Annotated in this window: 12 protein-coding genes; 11 read left to right on the forward strand and 1 reads right to left on the reverse strand. The window is 71.9% G+C overall.

Going from position 1 to position 15,533, the window contains the following annotated elements; all coding sequences use genetic code 11:
• The first annotated feature begins 2 nt into the window (after positions 1-2).
• Both AB0M11_RS26805 and AB0M11_RS26810 read left to right on the forward strand, forming a co-directional pair.
• A complete protein-coding gene (locus tag AB0M11_RS26805; RefSeq protein ID WP_365709768.1) occupies positions 3-611 on the forward strand; it encodes a VOC family protein in 609 nt (202 codons plus the stop codon).
• 101 nt (positions 612-712) lie between these two features.
• Positions 713-976 carry a DUF6400 family protein gene (locus AB0M11_RS26810; RefSeq protein WP_365709770.1) on the forward strand — a complete coding sequence of 88 codons (264 nt, stop codon included), beginning with the start codon at positions 713-715 and terminating at the stop codon, positions 974-976.
• A 100-nt stretch (positions 977-1,076) separates the two neighbouring features.
• On the opposite strand, the gene AB0M11_RS26815 is transcribed toward AB0M11_RS26810, so the two are convergent.
• On the reverse strand, positions 1,077-1,430 hold the full coding sequence (locus tag AB0M11_RS26815) for a DUF805 domain-containing protein (RefSeq protein WP_365709772.1): 354 nt from the start codon (positions 1,428-1,430) through the stop codon (positions 1,077-1,079).
• Between the two features lie 171 nt (positions 1,431-1,601).
• Between AB0M11_RS26815 and AB0M11_RS26820 the strand changes: the two genes are divergently transcribed.
• From AB0M11_RS26820 to AB0M11_RS26860, 9 genes are all read left to right on the forward strand, one after another.
• Positions 1,602-2,420 carry a hypothetical protein gene (locus tag AB0M11_RS26820; RefSeq protein WP_365709774.1) on the forward strand — a complete coding sequence of 273 codons (819 nt, stop codon included), beginning with the start codon at positions 1,602-1,604 and terminating at the stop codon, positions 2,418-2,420.
• 80 nt (positions 2,421-2,500) lie between these two features.
• Positions 2,501-3,265, forward strand: coding sequence for a TIGR03936 family radical SAM-associated protein (locus AB0M11_RS26825; RefSeq protein WP_365709776.1), 765 nt, complete (start codon positions 2,501-2,503; stop codon positions 3,263-3,265).
• Between the two features lie 275 nt (positions 3,266-3,540).
• The gene (locus AB0M11_RS26830; protein WP_365709778.1) at positions 3,541-7,776 is read left to right on the forward strand and encodes an Rne/Rng family ribonuclease; all 4,236 of its coding nucleotides are present in this window, start codon (positions 3,541-3,543) and stop codon (positions 7,774-7,776) included.
• 394 nt (positions 7,777-8,170) lie between these two features.
• Complete coding sequence (rplU, locus tag AB0M11_RS26835) at positions 8,171-8,491, forward strand: 50S ribosomal protein L21 (RefSeq protein WP_030217740.1); 321 nt, start codon at positions 8,171-8,173, stop codon at positions 8,489-8,491.
• 14 nt (positions 8,492-8,505) lie between these two features.
• Complete coding sequence (rpmA, locus tag AB0M11_RS26840) at positions 8,506-8,760, forward strand: 50S ribosomal protein L27 (RefSeq protein WP_007381992.1); 255 nt, start codon at positions 8,506-8,508, stop codon at positions 8,758-8,760.
• Positions 8,761-8,889: 129 nt separating this feature from the next.
• On the forward strand, positions 8,890-10,329 hold the full coding sequence (gene obgE, locus AB0M11_RS26845; protein WP_365709780.1) for a GTPase ObgE: 1,440 nt from the start codon (positions 8,890-8,892) through the stop codon (positions 10,327-10,329).
• Between the two features lie 340 nt (positions 10,330-10,669).
• Positions 10,670-12,220, forward strand: coding sequence for an alkaline phosphatase D family protein (locus AB0M11_RS26850; RefSeq protein ID WP_365709782.1), 1,551 nt, complete (start codon positions 10,670-10,672; stop codon positions 12,218-12,220).
• A 123-nt stretch (positions 12,221-12,343) separates the two neighbouring features.
• Positions 12,344-13,588: a hypothetical protein gene (locus AB0M11_RS26855; protein ID WP_365709784.1), complete on the forward strand. Its 1,245-nt coding sequence runs from the start codon at positions 12,344-12,346 to the stop codon at positions 13,586-13,588.
• Positions 13,589-13,903: 315 nt separating this feature from the next.
• Entirely contained in the window at positions 13,904-15,403 is a 1,500-nt protein-coding gene (locus AB0M11_RS26860; protein WP_365709786.1) for a bifunctional cytidylyltransferase/SDR family oxidoreductase, read from the forward strand.
• Positions 15,404-15,533: the final 130 nt, after the last annotated feature.

Consider the following 15,533-nt stretch of genomic DNA (forward strand, 5'->3'; position numbering starts at 1 on the left):
CCATGGACATGAAACTGGAGGTCGTCGTGGTCCCGGTGACCGACGTCGACCGGGCCAAGGACTTCTACACCACGCTGGGCTGGCGGCTCGACGCGGACGTCGCCGGCGACGCCGGCTTCCGGGTGGTGCAGGTGACCCCGCCCGGTTCCCCGGCGTCGGTCATCTTCGGCTCGTCGGTCACCGACCAGGCCCCCGGCTCGGCCCAGGGCCTGCATCTGGTCGTCGACGACATCAAGTCCGCGCACGACGAACTGGCCCAGCACGGCGCCGGTCCGAGCGACGTGTTCCACGACGCGGGCGGTGTCTTCCACCACGCCGGCACCGAGGCGCGGGTGGCCGGGCCCGACGGCAGTTACGGCTCGTTCCTGTCGTTCAGCGACCCGGACGGCAACGGATGGCTCCTCCAGGAGGTCACCACCCGGCTCCCCGGGCGGCTCGACCCCGCCGCCACCACGTTCTCCTCGGCCGACGACCTGGCGGCCGCCCTGCGCCGGGCCGCGGCGGCGCACGGTGAGCACGAGGCACGCACCGGAGTCGAGGACCCCGAGTGGCCCGACTGGTACGCGCGGTACCTGGTGAGCGAACAGGCCGGGACCGAACCACCCTCGTGACGGGGGGCGCGGGCCGTGCGCCGCACGCACTGCTCCGACCTGCTGTGATGTGCCCCACGAGCCCTTGTCGTCACTCGTTCGCCGTACCTAGATTCGGTTATATGTCCGACAAAGATGCCTCTGCTCCCGCCGGGCCGGTCGAGTTCTCCGTCGACCTCACGGGTCACGAGATGACCCGCCGGGCGCATGTCATGGCCGCGCTCGGCGACGACTGGGACCCCGTAGAGACGGTGCGGGGCGAGGAGGCGGCCTACGACCTGCTGTACTCCGGCCTCGACCCGGACCAGCAGCGGCTGTACGACACCCTCCTCGCCGCCGGTGTCCTTCCGCGCCGCGGGGACGGTGGAACCACCCACGACGGGTGAGGGCCTCCCGGTCGGCCGACGAGAGGGGTGGGCGAGCCGGAAGGGCGCACAGGCGAGGGCCCGCCGGACGGTTCCGGCGGGCCCTGGCGGTGACTGCGGGTCAGACGGCGGTCGCGTACTTCGGGTTGGCGCCGTACTGGTTCTCCTCCGGCTTGCCGTCGGACGCCAGCCAGACGAGCACGAAGATCCACCCGACCAGCGGGATGATGCCGATCAGGATCGCCCAGCCGGAGCGGCCGGTGTCGTGCAGTCGGCGCACCGCGACACCGAGGCTGGGCAGCAGGACCGCGAGGTCGTAGATCGCGGCGAGCGCGGAGAAGTGGATGGCCGCGCCGACGGCGATGAGCACGATCGCGATGATCGTGTTGATCAGCGTGAACATCCAGTATTCCTGCCGACGCGCGCGCCCGCTGAACACCACGTACTTCTTCAGTACGTCCACGTACCAGTTCATTACTCGTCCCCCCGGGGATCAAGGCGTGTTTGCGCGCCCAGCAAATCAAGCCGACGTGGCCGGTTCCATCTCGATTGGCGTGCGCGGGTCAACCGTTATCTTCTCGCCGCCGTACGGTGATCAAGGGGGTCCGACCGCATCCGCGCGGCACGCCACAGCGTCATTGCGGCCATGGACATCCAGACACAGCCAACACCGCGGACGCAGCACCCCGAAGGGTGTCTGGTCGTCGCGATCCGGATCCCCGTGCGGATCCTCACGTTCCTGGTGGTGCTGCCGGTCCGCCTGCTCTGGGACGCCCTCACCGCCGTCGCGCGCCTCCTGTGGCGCTTTCTCCTCGCCCCCGTGGGCCGCGCCGTCGGCCTGCTCCTGCACGCCCTCCTCGTCGTCCCGCTGATCTGGCTCCACCGCCACGTGCTGACGCCGCTCGGCCACGGTCTCCTGTGGTTCCACGCGCGCGTGCTCACCCCGCTCGGACACGTGCTCCTACGGCTGCTCACCCCCGTCGCGAAAGCCGTCGCCCTGCTCGCCGCGGTCGTCGCCTGGGCGGCCGGGAGACTCGCCGTCGGCCTGTACCGGATCCTGTGCGTGCTCCTCCTCCTGCCCGCCCTCGCCCTGTGGCGCTGGATCCTCGCCCCGGTCACCCGGGCCCTCGCCGTCGTCCTGCGCGAGACGTGGGAGGCCCTCGGCCACGCCTGGCGGGCCGCCGGACACGTCGCACGTGCCGTCGGACGGGTTCTCGGGCCCCTCTTCCGGTGGATCTTCCTGGAACCCGCCCGCCGGGTGTACCGGACCGTCCTCACCCCGGTCGGACACGTCGTGCGGGACCTCGTCCTGCGGCCCGCCGCCCAGGCCGCACGCGCGATCGGCCGCGCCGTCCGCCAGGCTCGCGCCGACGTCCGCCGCGCCCTCTTCGGCACCCCCGCCCGGCCGCTGCCCGCCGACCGGCGGGAACCCGTCGGCCGCGACACACGTACTCTTGACGGATAGGGAAGCAGAACCACGAGAACCACGAAGGACTGACGACACTGGGCAAGCGACAGCCCGAAGGCCCGCCGCCCGCACCCGCGGTGCAGCGCATCCGACTGCGCTACACCAAGCGCGGCCGCCTCCGGTTCACCAGCCACCGTGACTTCCAGCGCGCCTTCGAGCGAGCGCTGCGCCGCTCCGAGGTGCCCATGGCGTACTCGGCGGGGTTCACACCGCACCCGAAGGTGTCCTACGCCAATGCCGCACCCACCGGCACGGGCAGCGAAGCCGAGTACCTGGAGATCGCGCTGACCGCACCCCGCGACCCGGAGCGGCTGCGCGCCCTCCTCGACGAGTCCCTGCCGACCGGCCTCGACATCGTCGACGCGGTCGAGGCGCACACGTCCGGACTGGCCGACCGGCTCACCGCATCCGTGTGGGAGCTGCGGCTGACCGGCCAGGACCCCGCGGAGGCCGAGAAGGCCGTCGCGGCGTTCAACGCCGCCGAGTCCGTCGAGGTCCGGCGCACCACCAAGAACGGCGTCCGCACCTTCGACGCCCGCCCCGCCGTCGTACGACTTGAAACACAGAGTGAAACGGCTGATAGGCCGACCGACCAGCCCTGTGCGATACTGCGGCTGGTTGTTCGGCACGTGACGCCTGCCGTACGACCCGACGACGTCCTGTCCGGTCTCCGCGCCGTGGCCGACCTGGCGCCGCCGGTCGCCGCAGCGGTGACCAGGCTGGCGCAGGGGCTGCTCGATGAAGAGACCGGCACGGTGACCGACCCGCTCGCGCCCGACCGCGAGGCAGCCGAGGCCCTCTCGAAGGCCGAACCGACTGCCACCGCGACGGCACCGGCGTAAGGAAGGTCCCGCGAAGGACGCACGTCGTAGCGCCGCCCTCGTACTCGGGAGCCACCTGGGTCGGGCAGCGCACCGACCAGAAGACTTTCGCCAGGCCGTCCGCGACAAGGCGTACGGAACCGGCGAGACAGGACACAGAGAGCTCCTGTGCGGCGCCCGCGCCCCACACGGCGGCACCGCGCACCGCGCGAGCCGCGGACGTCACCGGCGGTCGCTCGACCGATCGACGCCGGACCAGGCGCGGCGCCCGGGAGCCTGACGGGAGAAACGCCCGCATGCTCGAACCGACCGAGCCCACCGAGGGCTCCGAACCGACCACCCCCAGCGACACCCTGCCGCCGCGCAGGCGTCGCCGTGCCGCGTCCCGCCCCGCGGGACCGCCCGCCGGGACCGAGGCCGTGGCCGAGACCACCGCGCCGGCCCTGCCGCCCGCCGAGACCTTCGATGCCGCCGCAGAGGCGACGGACGAGGCCGTCGAGGCGGACGAGACCGCTGAGGCTGTGGAGACGGCCGAGGCCGTCGAGGAGGCCGTGCCTGCTCCGCGGGCGCGTCGCCGTGCCACCCGTCGGGCGTCCGCGCCCGCCGGTGCCCCGGCCGGGGCCGAGGCGGAGGCCGCCACGACGGCGGTGCCCACCGCCGACGTCGCCCCGCCCGCCGAGATCGCGGCTGCGGCCGAGCCCGCCGTCCAGAGCGCCGTCGAGAGCGGCGAGGAGGCCGCTCCGCCCCGCACCCGCCGGCGTGCCACGCGCCGTTCCTCCGCGCCCTCCGGCACCCCGGCCCCCGCGTCCGAGACCGGCGCGGACGAGACCCTGAAGCCCACCGCGGCAACCGAGGCGGCAGAGGTGGCAGAAGCGGTGCACGCCCCGGCCGTCGCCGAGGTCTCCGAGACCTCCGAGGCCGCGGAGCCTGCCGAGACCGCTGAGGCTGTCGAGGAGGCCGTCCCCGCTCCCCGTACCCGTCGCCGCGCCACCCGCCGGGCGTCCGCACCCGCCGGTGCCCCGACGCCGGCCGAGGCCGTCGAAGAGCCCGCGCCCGCCGCGGCCGTGCAGGTCTCCGCGACTGCCGAGCCCGCTGAGGCTGTCGAGGCCGCTGAGACGGCTGAGGCTGCCGAGGAGGTGGCACCGGCCCCGCGTACCCGTCGCCGTGCCACCCGCCGGGTGTCCGCGCCCGCCGGTGCGCCCGAGAACGCTGCCGTCGAGACGGCCGTGACCGAGGCCGAGGCCCCCGCCGCCGAAGAGCCGCAGGTCCGGGTCGAGGCGGAGGCCGAGGCGGTCCAGACGCCGGCCGCCGAGGCCCCCGAGGCGCCGCGCCGCAGGCGCCGTGTCGTGCGGCAGGCCGCCACCGGGTTCTCCGAGCCCGCCGCCCGGCCCGCCGCCGTTGAGGAGGAGGGGCAGCGCCGCCCGGCCCGCCCCGCCGTCGCCGTATTCCAGGCGCCCGTGTTCGCCGAGCCGAAGTTCCAGACCCCGGAGCGCGCCGCCGCCGAAGCGGCCGCGGAGGCCGCGGGAGCGGAGGAACCCGAGGAGTTCGCGGCGGCCACGGCCGCCCCCGCTGCCACGGCGTCCGCCGCGGAGCCCGCCGAGCAGTCCGACGCCGGTTCGCGCCGTCGGCGCCGCCGCCGGGGCGCCGTGGAGGAGGCCCCCGTCGCCGAGGTCGTCGCCGAGGACGAGACCGAGGAGCCGGAGGAGTCCGTCGAGGACGCCGCCGACGGCGACGACGAGGCCGAGGAGTCCGGCTCCCGCCGGCGCCGCCGCCGTGGTGGCCGTCGTCGCCGCCGCGGTGACGCCGCCGACGGCGAGGGTGCCGACGACGGCTCCGACGAGCTCGCCGCCGAGCAGGCCGACCAGGACGCCGAGGACACCGCCGAGCAGGAGGAAGAGGACGAGGAGGAGGCCCACGACGAGGCCGGCCTGTCCTCCTCCAGCAGCCGCCGTCGCCGTCGGCGTCGCCGGCGTGCCGGGGACACCCCCGACACCGAGCCCGCCGAGAACGACCCGGAGCGCACGGTCGTCAAGGTCCGCGAGCCCCGCAAGCCCTCCGAGCCGTCCGACGAGGTGCAGTCCATCAAGGGCTCCACGCGTCTGGAGGCCAAGAAGCAGCGCCGCCGCGAGGGCCGCGAGCAGGGCCGCCGACGCGTCCCGATCATCACCGAGGCCGAGTTCCTCGCCCGCCGCGAGGCCGTCGAGCGCGTGATGGTCGTACGCCAGCACGGCGACCGTACGCAGATCGGCGTCCTGGAGGACGGCGTGCTCGTCGAGCACTACGTCAACAAGGAGCAGTCGACCTCGTACGTCGGCAACGTCTACCTGGGCAAGGTGCAGAATGTACTGCCGTCGATGGAGGCCGCCTTCATCGACATCGGCAAGGGCCGCAACGCCGTCCTCTACGCCGGTGAGGTCAACTTCGAGGCGCTGGGCATGGCCAACGGGCCGCGCCGTATCGAGTCCGCCCTGAAGTCCGGCCAGTCCGTCCTCGTCCAGGTGACCAAGGACCCGATCGGCCACAAGGGCGCCCGCCTCACCAGCCAGGTCTCCCTCCCGGGCCGCTACCTCGTGTACGTCCCCGAGGGCTCGATGACCGGTATCAGCCGCAAGCTGCCCGACACCGAGCGCGCGCGTCTGAAGACCATCCTCAAGAAGATCGTCCCCGAGGACGCGGGCGTCATCGTGCGCACCGCCGCCGAGGGCGCGAGCGAGGACGAACTGCGCCGCGACGTCGAACGGCTCCAGGCGCAGTGGGAGGACATCCAGAAGAAGTCGAAGAACGGCAACGCCCCGACGCTGCTGTACGGCGAGCCGGACATGACCGTCCGGGTCGTCCGCGACATCTTCAACGAGGACTTCTCCAAGGTCGTCGTCAGCGGTGACGAGGCCTGGGAGACCGTCCACGGGTACGTCGCGCACGTCGCCCCCGACCTCGCCGGCCGGCTGTCGAAGTGGACCTCCGAGGTCGACGTCTTCGCCACCTACCGGATCGACGAGCAGCTCGCCAAGGCCCTGGACCGCAAGGTCTGGCTGCCCAGCGGCGGTTCGCTGGTCATCGACCGGACCGAGGCGATGGTCGTCATCGACGTCAACACCGGCAAGTTCACCGGCCAGGGCGGCAACCTCGAGGAGACGGTCACCAGGAACAACCTGGAGGCGGCCGAGGAGATCGTCCGCCAGCTGCGGCTGCGCGACCTCGGCGGGATCATCGTCATCGACTTCATCGACATGGTCCTGGAGTCCAACCGGGACCTGGTGCTGCGGCGCCTGCTCGAATGCCTCGGGCGGGACCGCACGAAGCACCAGGTGGCCGAGGTGACCTCGCTGGGGCTCGTCCAGATGACCCGCAAGCGTGTCGGGCAGGGCCTGCTGGAGTCCTTCTCCGAGACCTGCGTGCACTGCAACGGCCGCGGTGTCATCGTCCACATGGAGCAGCCCGGCTCCGGCGGCGGTGGCGGCGGCAAGCGCAAGAAGCGCGGGCGCGGCGGCGACGGGCACGAGCACGAGCACGACGTGCACGACACGCACGAGACCCACGAGGTCGTGTCCGACGGGGCCCTGGAGCACGCCGAGGCCGTTCACGCGGTCGAGACGGCTGCGGAGATCGCGGCCGAGGCCGCCGAACCCGTCGCGCTGCCCGCGCCCGACTTCACGCCGGACGAGGAGCTGTACAGCAGCGTCGCCGAGGCGGAGGCCGCGGCCGGCCGCGGCCGTACCCGCCGCCGGGCGAGCCGCCGGGCCTCGGCACCGGCCGGAGCGCCCAGGGAGCGCCGCGGGACGCGTCGGGAGGCCACGCCCGAGGCGGCGGAGGCCGCGCCCGAGGTGGCCGAGGTGGCGGAGGTACCCGCCGCCGAGGCGCACGCCGAGCCGGTCGCCGTCGAGGACCCGGTCGTCGAGACCCCGCAGGCCGCGGTGGCCGAGACGGCCCCGGCAGCCGAGGAGACCGGGCCCCAGGGCCGGACGCGCCGCCGGGCCACCCGGAAGGTGTCGGCGCCCGCCGGTTCGCCGGCCGGGGCCGAGGCGGCCGTGGTGACGGTCGTCGCCGAGAGCGCCCCGACCGCGGACACGTCGGCCGAGGCGCCGGCGCGGACGGCTCCGGAACCGGTCGCTCAGACCGAGGCGGACACGCCCGCGGAGAGCGCCGCTCCGGCCCGCCCGCGCCGCCGCGCGGTGCGCAAGGCCACCGCGCCGACCGCGTCCGAGGAGACGGCCGTCGTGGTCGTGCCGTCGGCGGAGACGCCCACGGCCGCCGAGGCTCCCGCCGAGGCCGCTGCGGCTCCCGCCGAGGCTGCCGAGGGCACCGTCGAGGAGACTGTCGAGGAGGCCGCCCCGGCCAAGAAGACGGCCCGCAAGACGGCTGCCAAGAAGACAGCGGCGAAGAAGACGGCCGCCAAGAAGACCGCCGCCAAGAAGACGGCGGCGAAGAAGACGACGGCCAAGAAGGCGACTGCCAAGACCGCCAAGACGGCCGCCGCCAAGTCGACGGCGAAGAAGACCACCACGGTCGCCACCGCCACCGACGAGGGCTGACGCACGGGCGCGGGGCCGGTCCGCACGACCGGCCCCGCGCTGTACGGGATCTGCTCCGAGAGGGACCCGTGCCGAGGGGCATCGTTCCGCGCGGGCCGCGGGCTCAGTCCCGAGCGGAATCCGTTCCGTGCGGGCCGTGGGCTGCGTTCCGAGTGGAATCCGTTCCGCGGGGGTTCCGTTCCGAGTGACCGGCCCCACACCCCCGGGGCCCGGTTTGACCCCCTCGGCCACCGCCCCGTAACCTTGACCGTCGGCGTGTCCATGGATAAGAGGACGCGCCACATCCCCGTAAACCTCTTCCTCCGGAGCACACGGTGCACCGGAGAGGCGGCCCGCGTTCGCCGGGCGGCTGGACTGCGGGGGTGCCGTTCCCGAGCGAGAGAGTGAGATCCGCGTGTACGCCATCGTGCGCAGCGGTGGTCGCCAGCACAAGGTTGCTGTCGGCGACATCGTCGAGGTTGACAAGATTTCCACCGCCAAGGTTGGCGACACGGTCGAGCTCTCGACCCTGCTCGTTGTCGACGGCGAGGCCGTGACCAGCGACCCGTGGGTGCTGGCCGGCATCAAGGTCCAGGCCGAGGTCGTGGACCACCACAAGGGCCAGAAGATCGACATTCTGCGCTACAAGAACAAGACCGGTTACCGCCGTCGCCAGGGCCACCGCCAGCAGTACACGGCGATCAAGGTCACTGAGATCCCCGCGGCTGCGAAGTAAGGGACTGAGGAGAGATGGCACACAAGAAGGGCGCATCGTCCACCCGTAACGGTCGTGACTCCAACGCTCAGCGCCTCGGCGTGAAGCGCTTCGGCGGTCAGGTCGTCAACGCGGGCGAGATCCTGGTCCGCCAGCGCGGCACCCACTTCCACCCGGGTGCGGGCGTCGGCCGCGGCGGCGACGACACGCTGTTCGCGCTGAACGCCGGCGCGGTGGAGTTCGGTACCCACCGTGGCCGCAAGGTCGTGAACATCGTCCCGGTCGCCTGAGTCTGCTGACAAGCAGGGCTCTGACCGAACGTTTCGCGAGGCGGACCTCACTTCCCGGTCGGGAAGGCGGGTCCGCCTTTCGCGTGTTGACATAGGTATTACCCCGTTAGTATCTGGAGGCACTGCACCATGACCACCTTCGTGGACCGCGTCGAGCTGCACATCGCCGCGGGTAACGGAGGCCACGGCTGCGCCTCCGTGCACCGGGAGAAGTTCAAGCCGCTCGGCGGCCCCGACGGCGGCAACGGCGGCCGCGGCGGCGACGTCATCCTGACCGTCGACCAGTCGGTGACGACGCTCCTCGACTACCACCACTCCCCGCACCGCAAGGCCACCAACGGCAAGCCCGGCGAGGGCGGCAACCGGGCCGGCAAGGACGGCCAGGACCTGGTCCTGCCGGTCCCCGACGGCACGGTGGTGCTGGACAAGGCCGGGAACGTGCTCGCCGACCTCGTCGGCCACGGCACCTCCTACGTCGCCGCCCAGGGCGGCCGCGGCGGCCTCGGCAACGCGGCCCTCGCCAGTGCCCGCCGCAAGGCCCCCGGCTTCGCCCTGCTCGGCGAGCCCGGCGACCTCGGGGACATCGTCCTGGAGCTCAAGACCGTCGCCGACGTGGCCCTCGTCGGCTACCCGAGCGCCGGCAAGTCCTCGCTGATCTCCGTGCTGTCCGCCGCCAAGCCGAAGATCGCCGACTACCCGTTCACCACCCTCGTCCCCAACCTCGGCGTGGTGACCGCCGGTTCCACCGTGTACACCATCGCCGACGTGCCCGGCCTCATCCCCGGCGCCAGCCAGGGCAAGGGCCTGGGCCTGGAGTTCCTGCGCCACGTCGAGCGGTGCAGCGTGCTCGTGCACGTCCTGGACACGGCGACCCTGGAGTCCGAGCGGGACCCGGTCTCCGACCTCGACGTCATCGAGGAGGAGCTCAAGCAGTACGGCGGCCTCGGCGACCGGCCGCGGATCGTCGTCCTCAACAAGATCGACGTCCCCGACGGCAAGGACCTCGCCGAGATGGTCCGCCCCGACCTGGAGGCTCGCGGCTACCGCGTCTTCGAGGTGTCGGCGGTCGCCCATCTCGGCCTGCGGGAGCTGTCGTTCGCGCTCGGCGAGCTGGTCGGCCGGGCCCGCGCGGCCAGGCCCAAGGAGGAGGCCACCCGGATCGTCATCCGGCCCAAGGCCGTGGACGACGCCGGCTTCACCGTCACCCAGGAGGCCGACGGTCTCTTCCGGGTGCGCGGCGAGAAGCCCGAACGCTGGGTCCGACAGACCGACTTCAACAACGACGAGGCCGTCGGTTACCTCGCCGACCGCCTCAACCGCCTCGGCGTGGAGGAGCAGTTGATGAAGGCGGGCGCCCGGGCCGGCGACGGCGTCGCCATCGGACCCGAGGACAACGCCGTCGTCTTCGACTGGGAGCCGTCCATGATGTCGGGCGCCGAGATGCTCGGCCGCCGTGGCGAGGACCACCGCTTCGAGGAACAGCGGCCCGCCGTGCAGCGCCGCCGCGACCGGCAGGCCGAACGCGACGAGGCCCTGGGCGAGTACACCGACTTCGACCCGTTCGAGTGAGGCCGGCGGCGGCCCCGGTCTCCCGGGGCGCCGACCTGCTGACCGCCCCTGTCAGGCTTTGCGAGTCCCTGTCAGGCACCTGCGGCCCCTGACAGGCAAGCGCAGTCCTGACACGCACCGCAGGCCCTGACAGACCTCTCAGGCTCGTTGTGGCCGGGATCCGTTCCCGGCCGCAACGAGCCTGCCGCCGTCCGCCCCGCCGCGCGCCCCGGTGTCTGCCCAGCTGTCTGCCTAGTTGTCATGTGCACGTAGTGACGTGTTCAGTGGACGGCCCGATCGGCCATGGGAGCTTCCGAAGGTCAGACCCTCCAAGAGGCCACTGTGGCAAGGGAGTCCGCGCATGACCGGAGCACCGTCGCCCGACCGACGCCGCTTTCTGACCGCCGGTGCCGCCGCCCTCGGTGCCGCCGCATCCGCCCAGCTCTGGCTGCCGTCCGCCGCTCGGGCCGCCGAACCCCCGCTGCCCGACGGCGTGTTCAGCCTCGGCATCGCCTCCGGCGACCCGCTGCCCGACGGCATCGTGCTCTGGACCCGGCTCGCCCCCGACCCCTTGAACGGCGGAGGCATGCCGGACGAGACCGTCCCCGTCGAATGGGAGATCGCCGAGGACGAGCGCCTGCGCAAAGTCGTCCGCCGCGGCACCGCCCACGCCCGGCCCGAGTACGGGCACAGCGTTCACGTGGACGTACGAGGACTGCGCCACGACCGCTCCTACTGGTACCGCTTCCGCGCCGGCGGCCGGATCTCCCCGACCGGCCGCACCCGCACCGCCCCCCACCCGCACGCCAGGGGCGGCTCCCTGCGCGTGGCCCTCGCCTCCTGCCAGAACTGGCAGAACGGCTACTTCACCCCCTACGCCGACATGCTCGCCCAGGACCCCGACGTCGTCCTCTTCGTCGGCGACTACATCTACGAGTCCGCCCCGTCCTCCGCCGGCCCCCGCCGCCACGAGGGCACCGGAGAGCCGTACACCCTCGCCCAGTACCGCAACCGCTACGCCCAGTACCGCAGCGACCCCGACCTCGCCGCCCTGCACGCGAACACGCCCTGGGTGGTCACCTTCGACGACCACGAGGTCGACAACGACTGGGCCGGCGAGATCCCCCAGGACCCCGGAAAACAGTCCCACGACGCGTTCGTCGCCCGGCTCACCGCCGCGTTCCAGGCCTACTACGAGCACATGCCGGTCCGCGCCGCCGCGATCCCGACGGGTCCGCACATCCAGATGTACCGCCGCCTGGACTTCGGCCGCCTCGTCCGGCTCAACGTCCTCGACACCCGCCAGTTCCGCAGCGACCAGGTCACCAGCCAGGCCGCCGCCGAGGACCCCTCCCTCACCATGCTCGGCGCCACGCAGAAACAGTGGCTCCTCGACGGACTGCACGGCTCACCGGCCCGCTGGAACCTGATCGCCTCCCAGATCATGATGGCCGAGACCGACATCCTGCCCGGCGACGGAAAACTCTGGTACTACGACGCCTGGGACGGCTACCAGGCCGAACGCAACGCACTGCTCGACGAGTTCGCCTCCGTCCGCAACCCCGTCGTGCTCAGCGGCGACCGCCACCTCACCATGATCAGCGACCTGAAGAAGGATTTCGCCGACCCGTCGTCGGACGTCGTAGGCGCCGAGTTCGTCGGCACCTCCGTCTCCAGCAACGGAGACCAGGACCAGGCCGCCTTCCACGCCCAATGGGACCCGCTGAAGGCCGACAACCCGCACTGGAAGGTCGTCGACGCCCACCGCGGCTACCACCTCTTCGACATCCGCCGCGACGGCATCGACGCGCGCGTGCGGGTCGTCGACACGGTCCTCGCGCCCCAGGCCACCGCGAGCACCCTCGCCACCCTGCGCGTCGAGACGGATGAACCGGGCGTACAGATCGCCTGACGAACGAACCGGACGCAACCGCACGGCGGGTCCGTGGAACGGGGGAACAGGAGCCTGGGGTTCATCCGTGTCCCAGGCTCCGCTCAGGTAAATCCAAGGTAAGCGCCTTACCTTCCGTTGACCATGGAGACGGACCGCACGAAAGACGCATCCCCGGTGAACGACGCTCCCGCGTGCCCCACGAGCCCCACCGGTCCCCCTGCCGCCCTGCCGGCCCTTCCCGCCGGCACCCGCCTGCTGCACATCGGCCCGCACAAGACGGGCACCACCGCCATCCAGGGCGCCCTGTTCGCCGCGAAGCACCGGCTCCCCGAACACGGCGTGGAGTTCCCGGCGACCACCCGGCACCCGATGGAGGCCGCCCTCGCCGCCTGCGCCCGGCCCGCGATGATGGGCGACACCACGCCCACCGAGAAACACTGGACCAAGCTGCTCGAACAGGTCGGGGCCACCGGCCCGCGCACCTCGGTGATCAGCAGCGAGTTCTTCGCCGACGCCCCCGACGACGAGACCGTCGCCCGCATCGTCGAACAGCTCGGCGGCGCACGCGTCCACGTCCTCGTCACCCTCCGCCCGCTCGCCAGGATCATGCCCTCGCAGTGGCAGCAGTACGTGCAGAACGGACTGCGCATGGGGTACGAGGACTGGCTGGAGCACATGCTCCGCAAGGCCCCCTACGACAAACCCACCCCCAGCTTCTGGCGCCGCCACCGGCACGATCGGCTCGTCGAACGCTGGGTCCGCGCGGTCGGCGCCGACCGGGTCACCGTCGTCGTGGTCGACGACCGGGACCGCGACGGCCTGATGCGCACTTTCGAGGCCCTCCTCGGACTCCCCGAAAAACTCCTCCGGCCCGCCCCGGAGACGGCGAACCGCTCCCTCACTCTCGCCGAGGCCGAAATGCTGCGAAATCTTAACGTGGAATTCCGCGGCAATGGACTCCCCGACGAGCTGTATTCCAGGCTCGTCCGCAACGGCGCCGTCATGCATATGAAGAACTCGTGCAGCCCCACCGCCGCCGACGTGAAGATCTCCACTCCCGCCTGGGCCGTCGAGGCCGCCGGCCGCACCGGCGCCGAAATGGTGGCGCACATCGCCGCGACGGGCGTCCGCGTCATCGGCGACCCGGCCCTGCTGCACACCCTTCCCGCCGTCCCCGCCCAGCCGGGACCGCCGCCGCCGGCCGCCGAGGCCCGGATCGCCCCGGAGGTCGCCGCCCAGGCCCTCTACGGCGCGCTCGCCGCGGCCGCCGCGGCACCGGCACGCCGCACCACCGACGCGAAAGCCCGCACCGTCCACCAGACGTCGTCGAAGGAACTCGTACGGGTCCTGGGACACCGATGTCTGAGGAAGCTGCGCCGCCGCTGAGAAACCGGTGGGCCGACGACAACGGGCGGCCGCGCGACGGGGACGGCTTAGACGCGCTACGCCGTCCCCGGAACACGACGTAGCGCCGCTGAGAGGTGCGGTGTGTCACGCACAGCAATGAGAGTGTGTTGTGCAGTTACTCACAGCGAATACATGGAACTCTTCCCATGGTGCGGCGGGCGCCGCCCTTCACCAGCGATGCAAGGTGAATGAAAGGTTGCGGGCACATATGCAGGGGACGGCGCTCACCTTGCACAGCGGTTACCGGAAGTGGGAACATTTCCAGGTTCCCTGATGCCCCAAGGTAGGTCACCTGTGTCCCAGCGCATAGCCACGCCCCGAACCACCGCAGTGATCCTGGCCGGTGGCACCGGCCAGCGGGTGGGTCTGTCGATCCCGAAGCAGCTGCTGAAGATCGCAGGCAAGGCCGTCATCGAGCACACCCTGGCCACCTTCGAGAAGGCCGGCTCGATCGACGACATCATCGTGCTGATGGCGCCGGGCTACGTCGCGGACGTCGAGAAGATCGTCGCCAAGGCCGGGCTCACCAAGGTCAAGAAGATCATCGAAGGTGGCAACACGCGGAACGAGACCACCGAGCGCGCCATCGCGGCCCTCGGTGAGGGCCTGGCCGAGGGCGAGGACCTCAACGTCCTCTTCCACGACGCCGTCCGCCCCCTGCTGTCGCAGCGCGTCATCGACGACTGCGTGACCGCCCTGGAGCGCTACCAGGCCGTCGACGTCGCCATCCCCTCCGCCGACACCATCATCGTCACCCGCACCCACGGCGAGGACGGCGAGTTCATCACCGAGATCCCGGACCGCTCCCGGCTGCGCCGCGGGCAGACGCCGCAGGCGTTCAAGCTGTCCACGATCAAGCGGGCCTACGAGGTCGCCGCCGGCGACCCCAACTTCCAGGCCACCGACGACTGCTCCGTCGTCCTCAAGTACCTGCCGGACGTGCCCATCCACGTCGTCGCCGGCGACGAGTACAACATGAAGGTCACCCAGCCCGTCGACGTCTTCATCGCCGACAAGCTCTTCCAGCTCGCCTCCACCGCCGCCCCCGAGCAGAACGGCGAGGACGACTACCGCGCACTCCTCACCGGCAAGACCGCGGTGATCTTCGGCGGCTCCTACGGCATCGGCAAGGACATCGCCGAACTCGCCGAGTCCTACGGGGCGAACGTCTACGCCCTCGGCCGCTCCACCACCGGCACCCACGTGGAGAACCCCGAAGAGGTGGACGACGCGCTCTCCAAGGCGTATGCCGAGACCGGCCGCATCGACTACGTCGTCAACACCGCGGGCGTGCTGCGCATCGGCAAGCTCGCCGAGACCGACAACGCCACCATCGAGGAGGCGCTGAAGGTCAACTACCTGGCGCCGGTGCAGATCGCCCGCTCCAGCTACAAGTACCTCGCCGAGACCAAGGGCCAGCTGCTGCTCTACACCTCCAGCAGCTACACCCGCGGCCGCGCCGAGTACAGCCTCTACTCCTCCACCAAGGCCGCCATGGTGAACCTCACCCAGGCACTGTCCGACGAGTGGGCCGGCGACGGCGTCCGCGTCAACTGCATCAACCCCGAGCGCACCGCCACCCCGATGCGCACCAAGGCGTTCGGCCAGGAACCGGCGGGCTCCCTGCTCTCCTCCGAGGCCGTCGCCCGCACCTCCCTCGACGTGCTGCTCTCCGAACTCACCGGCCACGTCATCGACGTCCGCCAGCAGGACCCGACCGCCGCCGCCGGCCAGGCCACCGGCTTCGAGCAGGCCCTGGCCAGTGTCCTGGACCGACAGGACGGCGTGGCATAATCAGCAGACATTAGTCATCTGTCATTCAGGCCTCTGTGGTTGCGCGTTCGCGGATCATTCACAGGGGCCTGAAGCCGTAAAAACCCAGACCGACCCCCTGCCAGACCGTCCGCAAGGTCAAATTCCGGCC

Source organism: Streptomyces sp. NPDC051987 (genome assembly GCF_040680735.1).
Classification (GTDB): Bacteria; Actinomycetota; Actinomycetes; order Streptomycetales; family Streptomycetaceae; genus Streptomyces.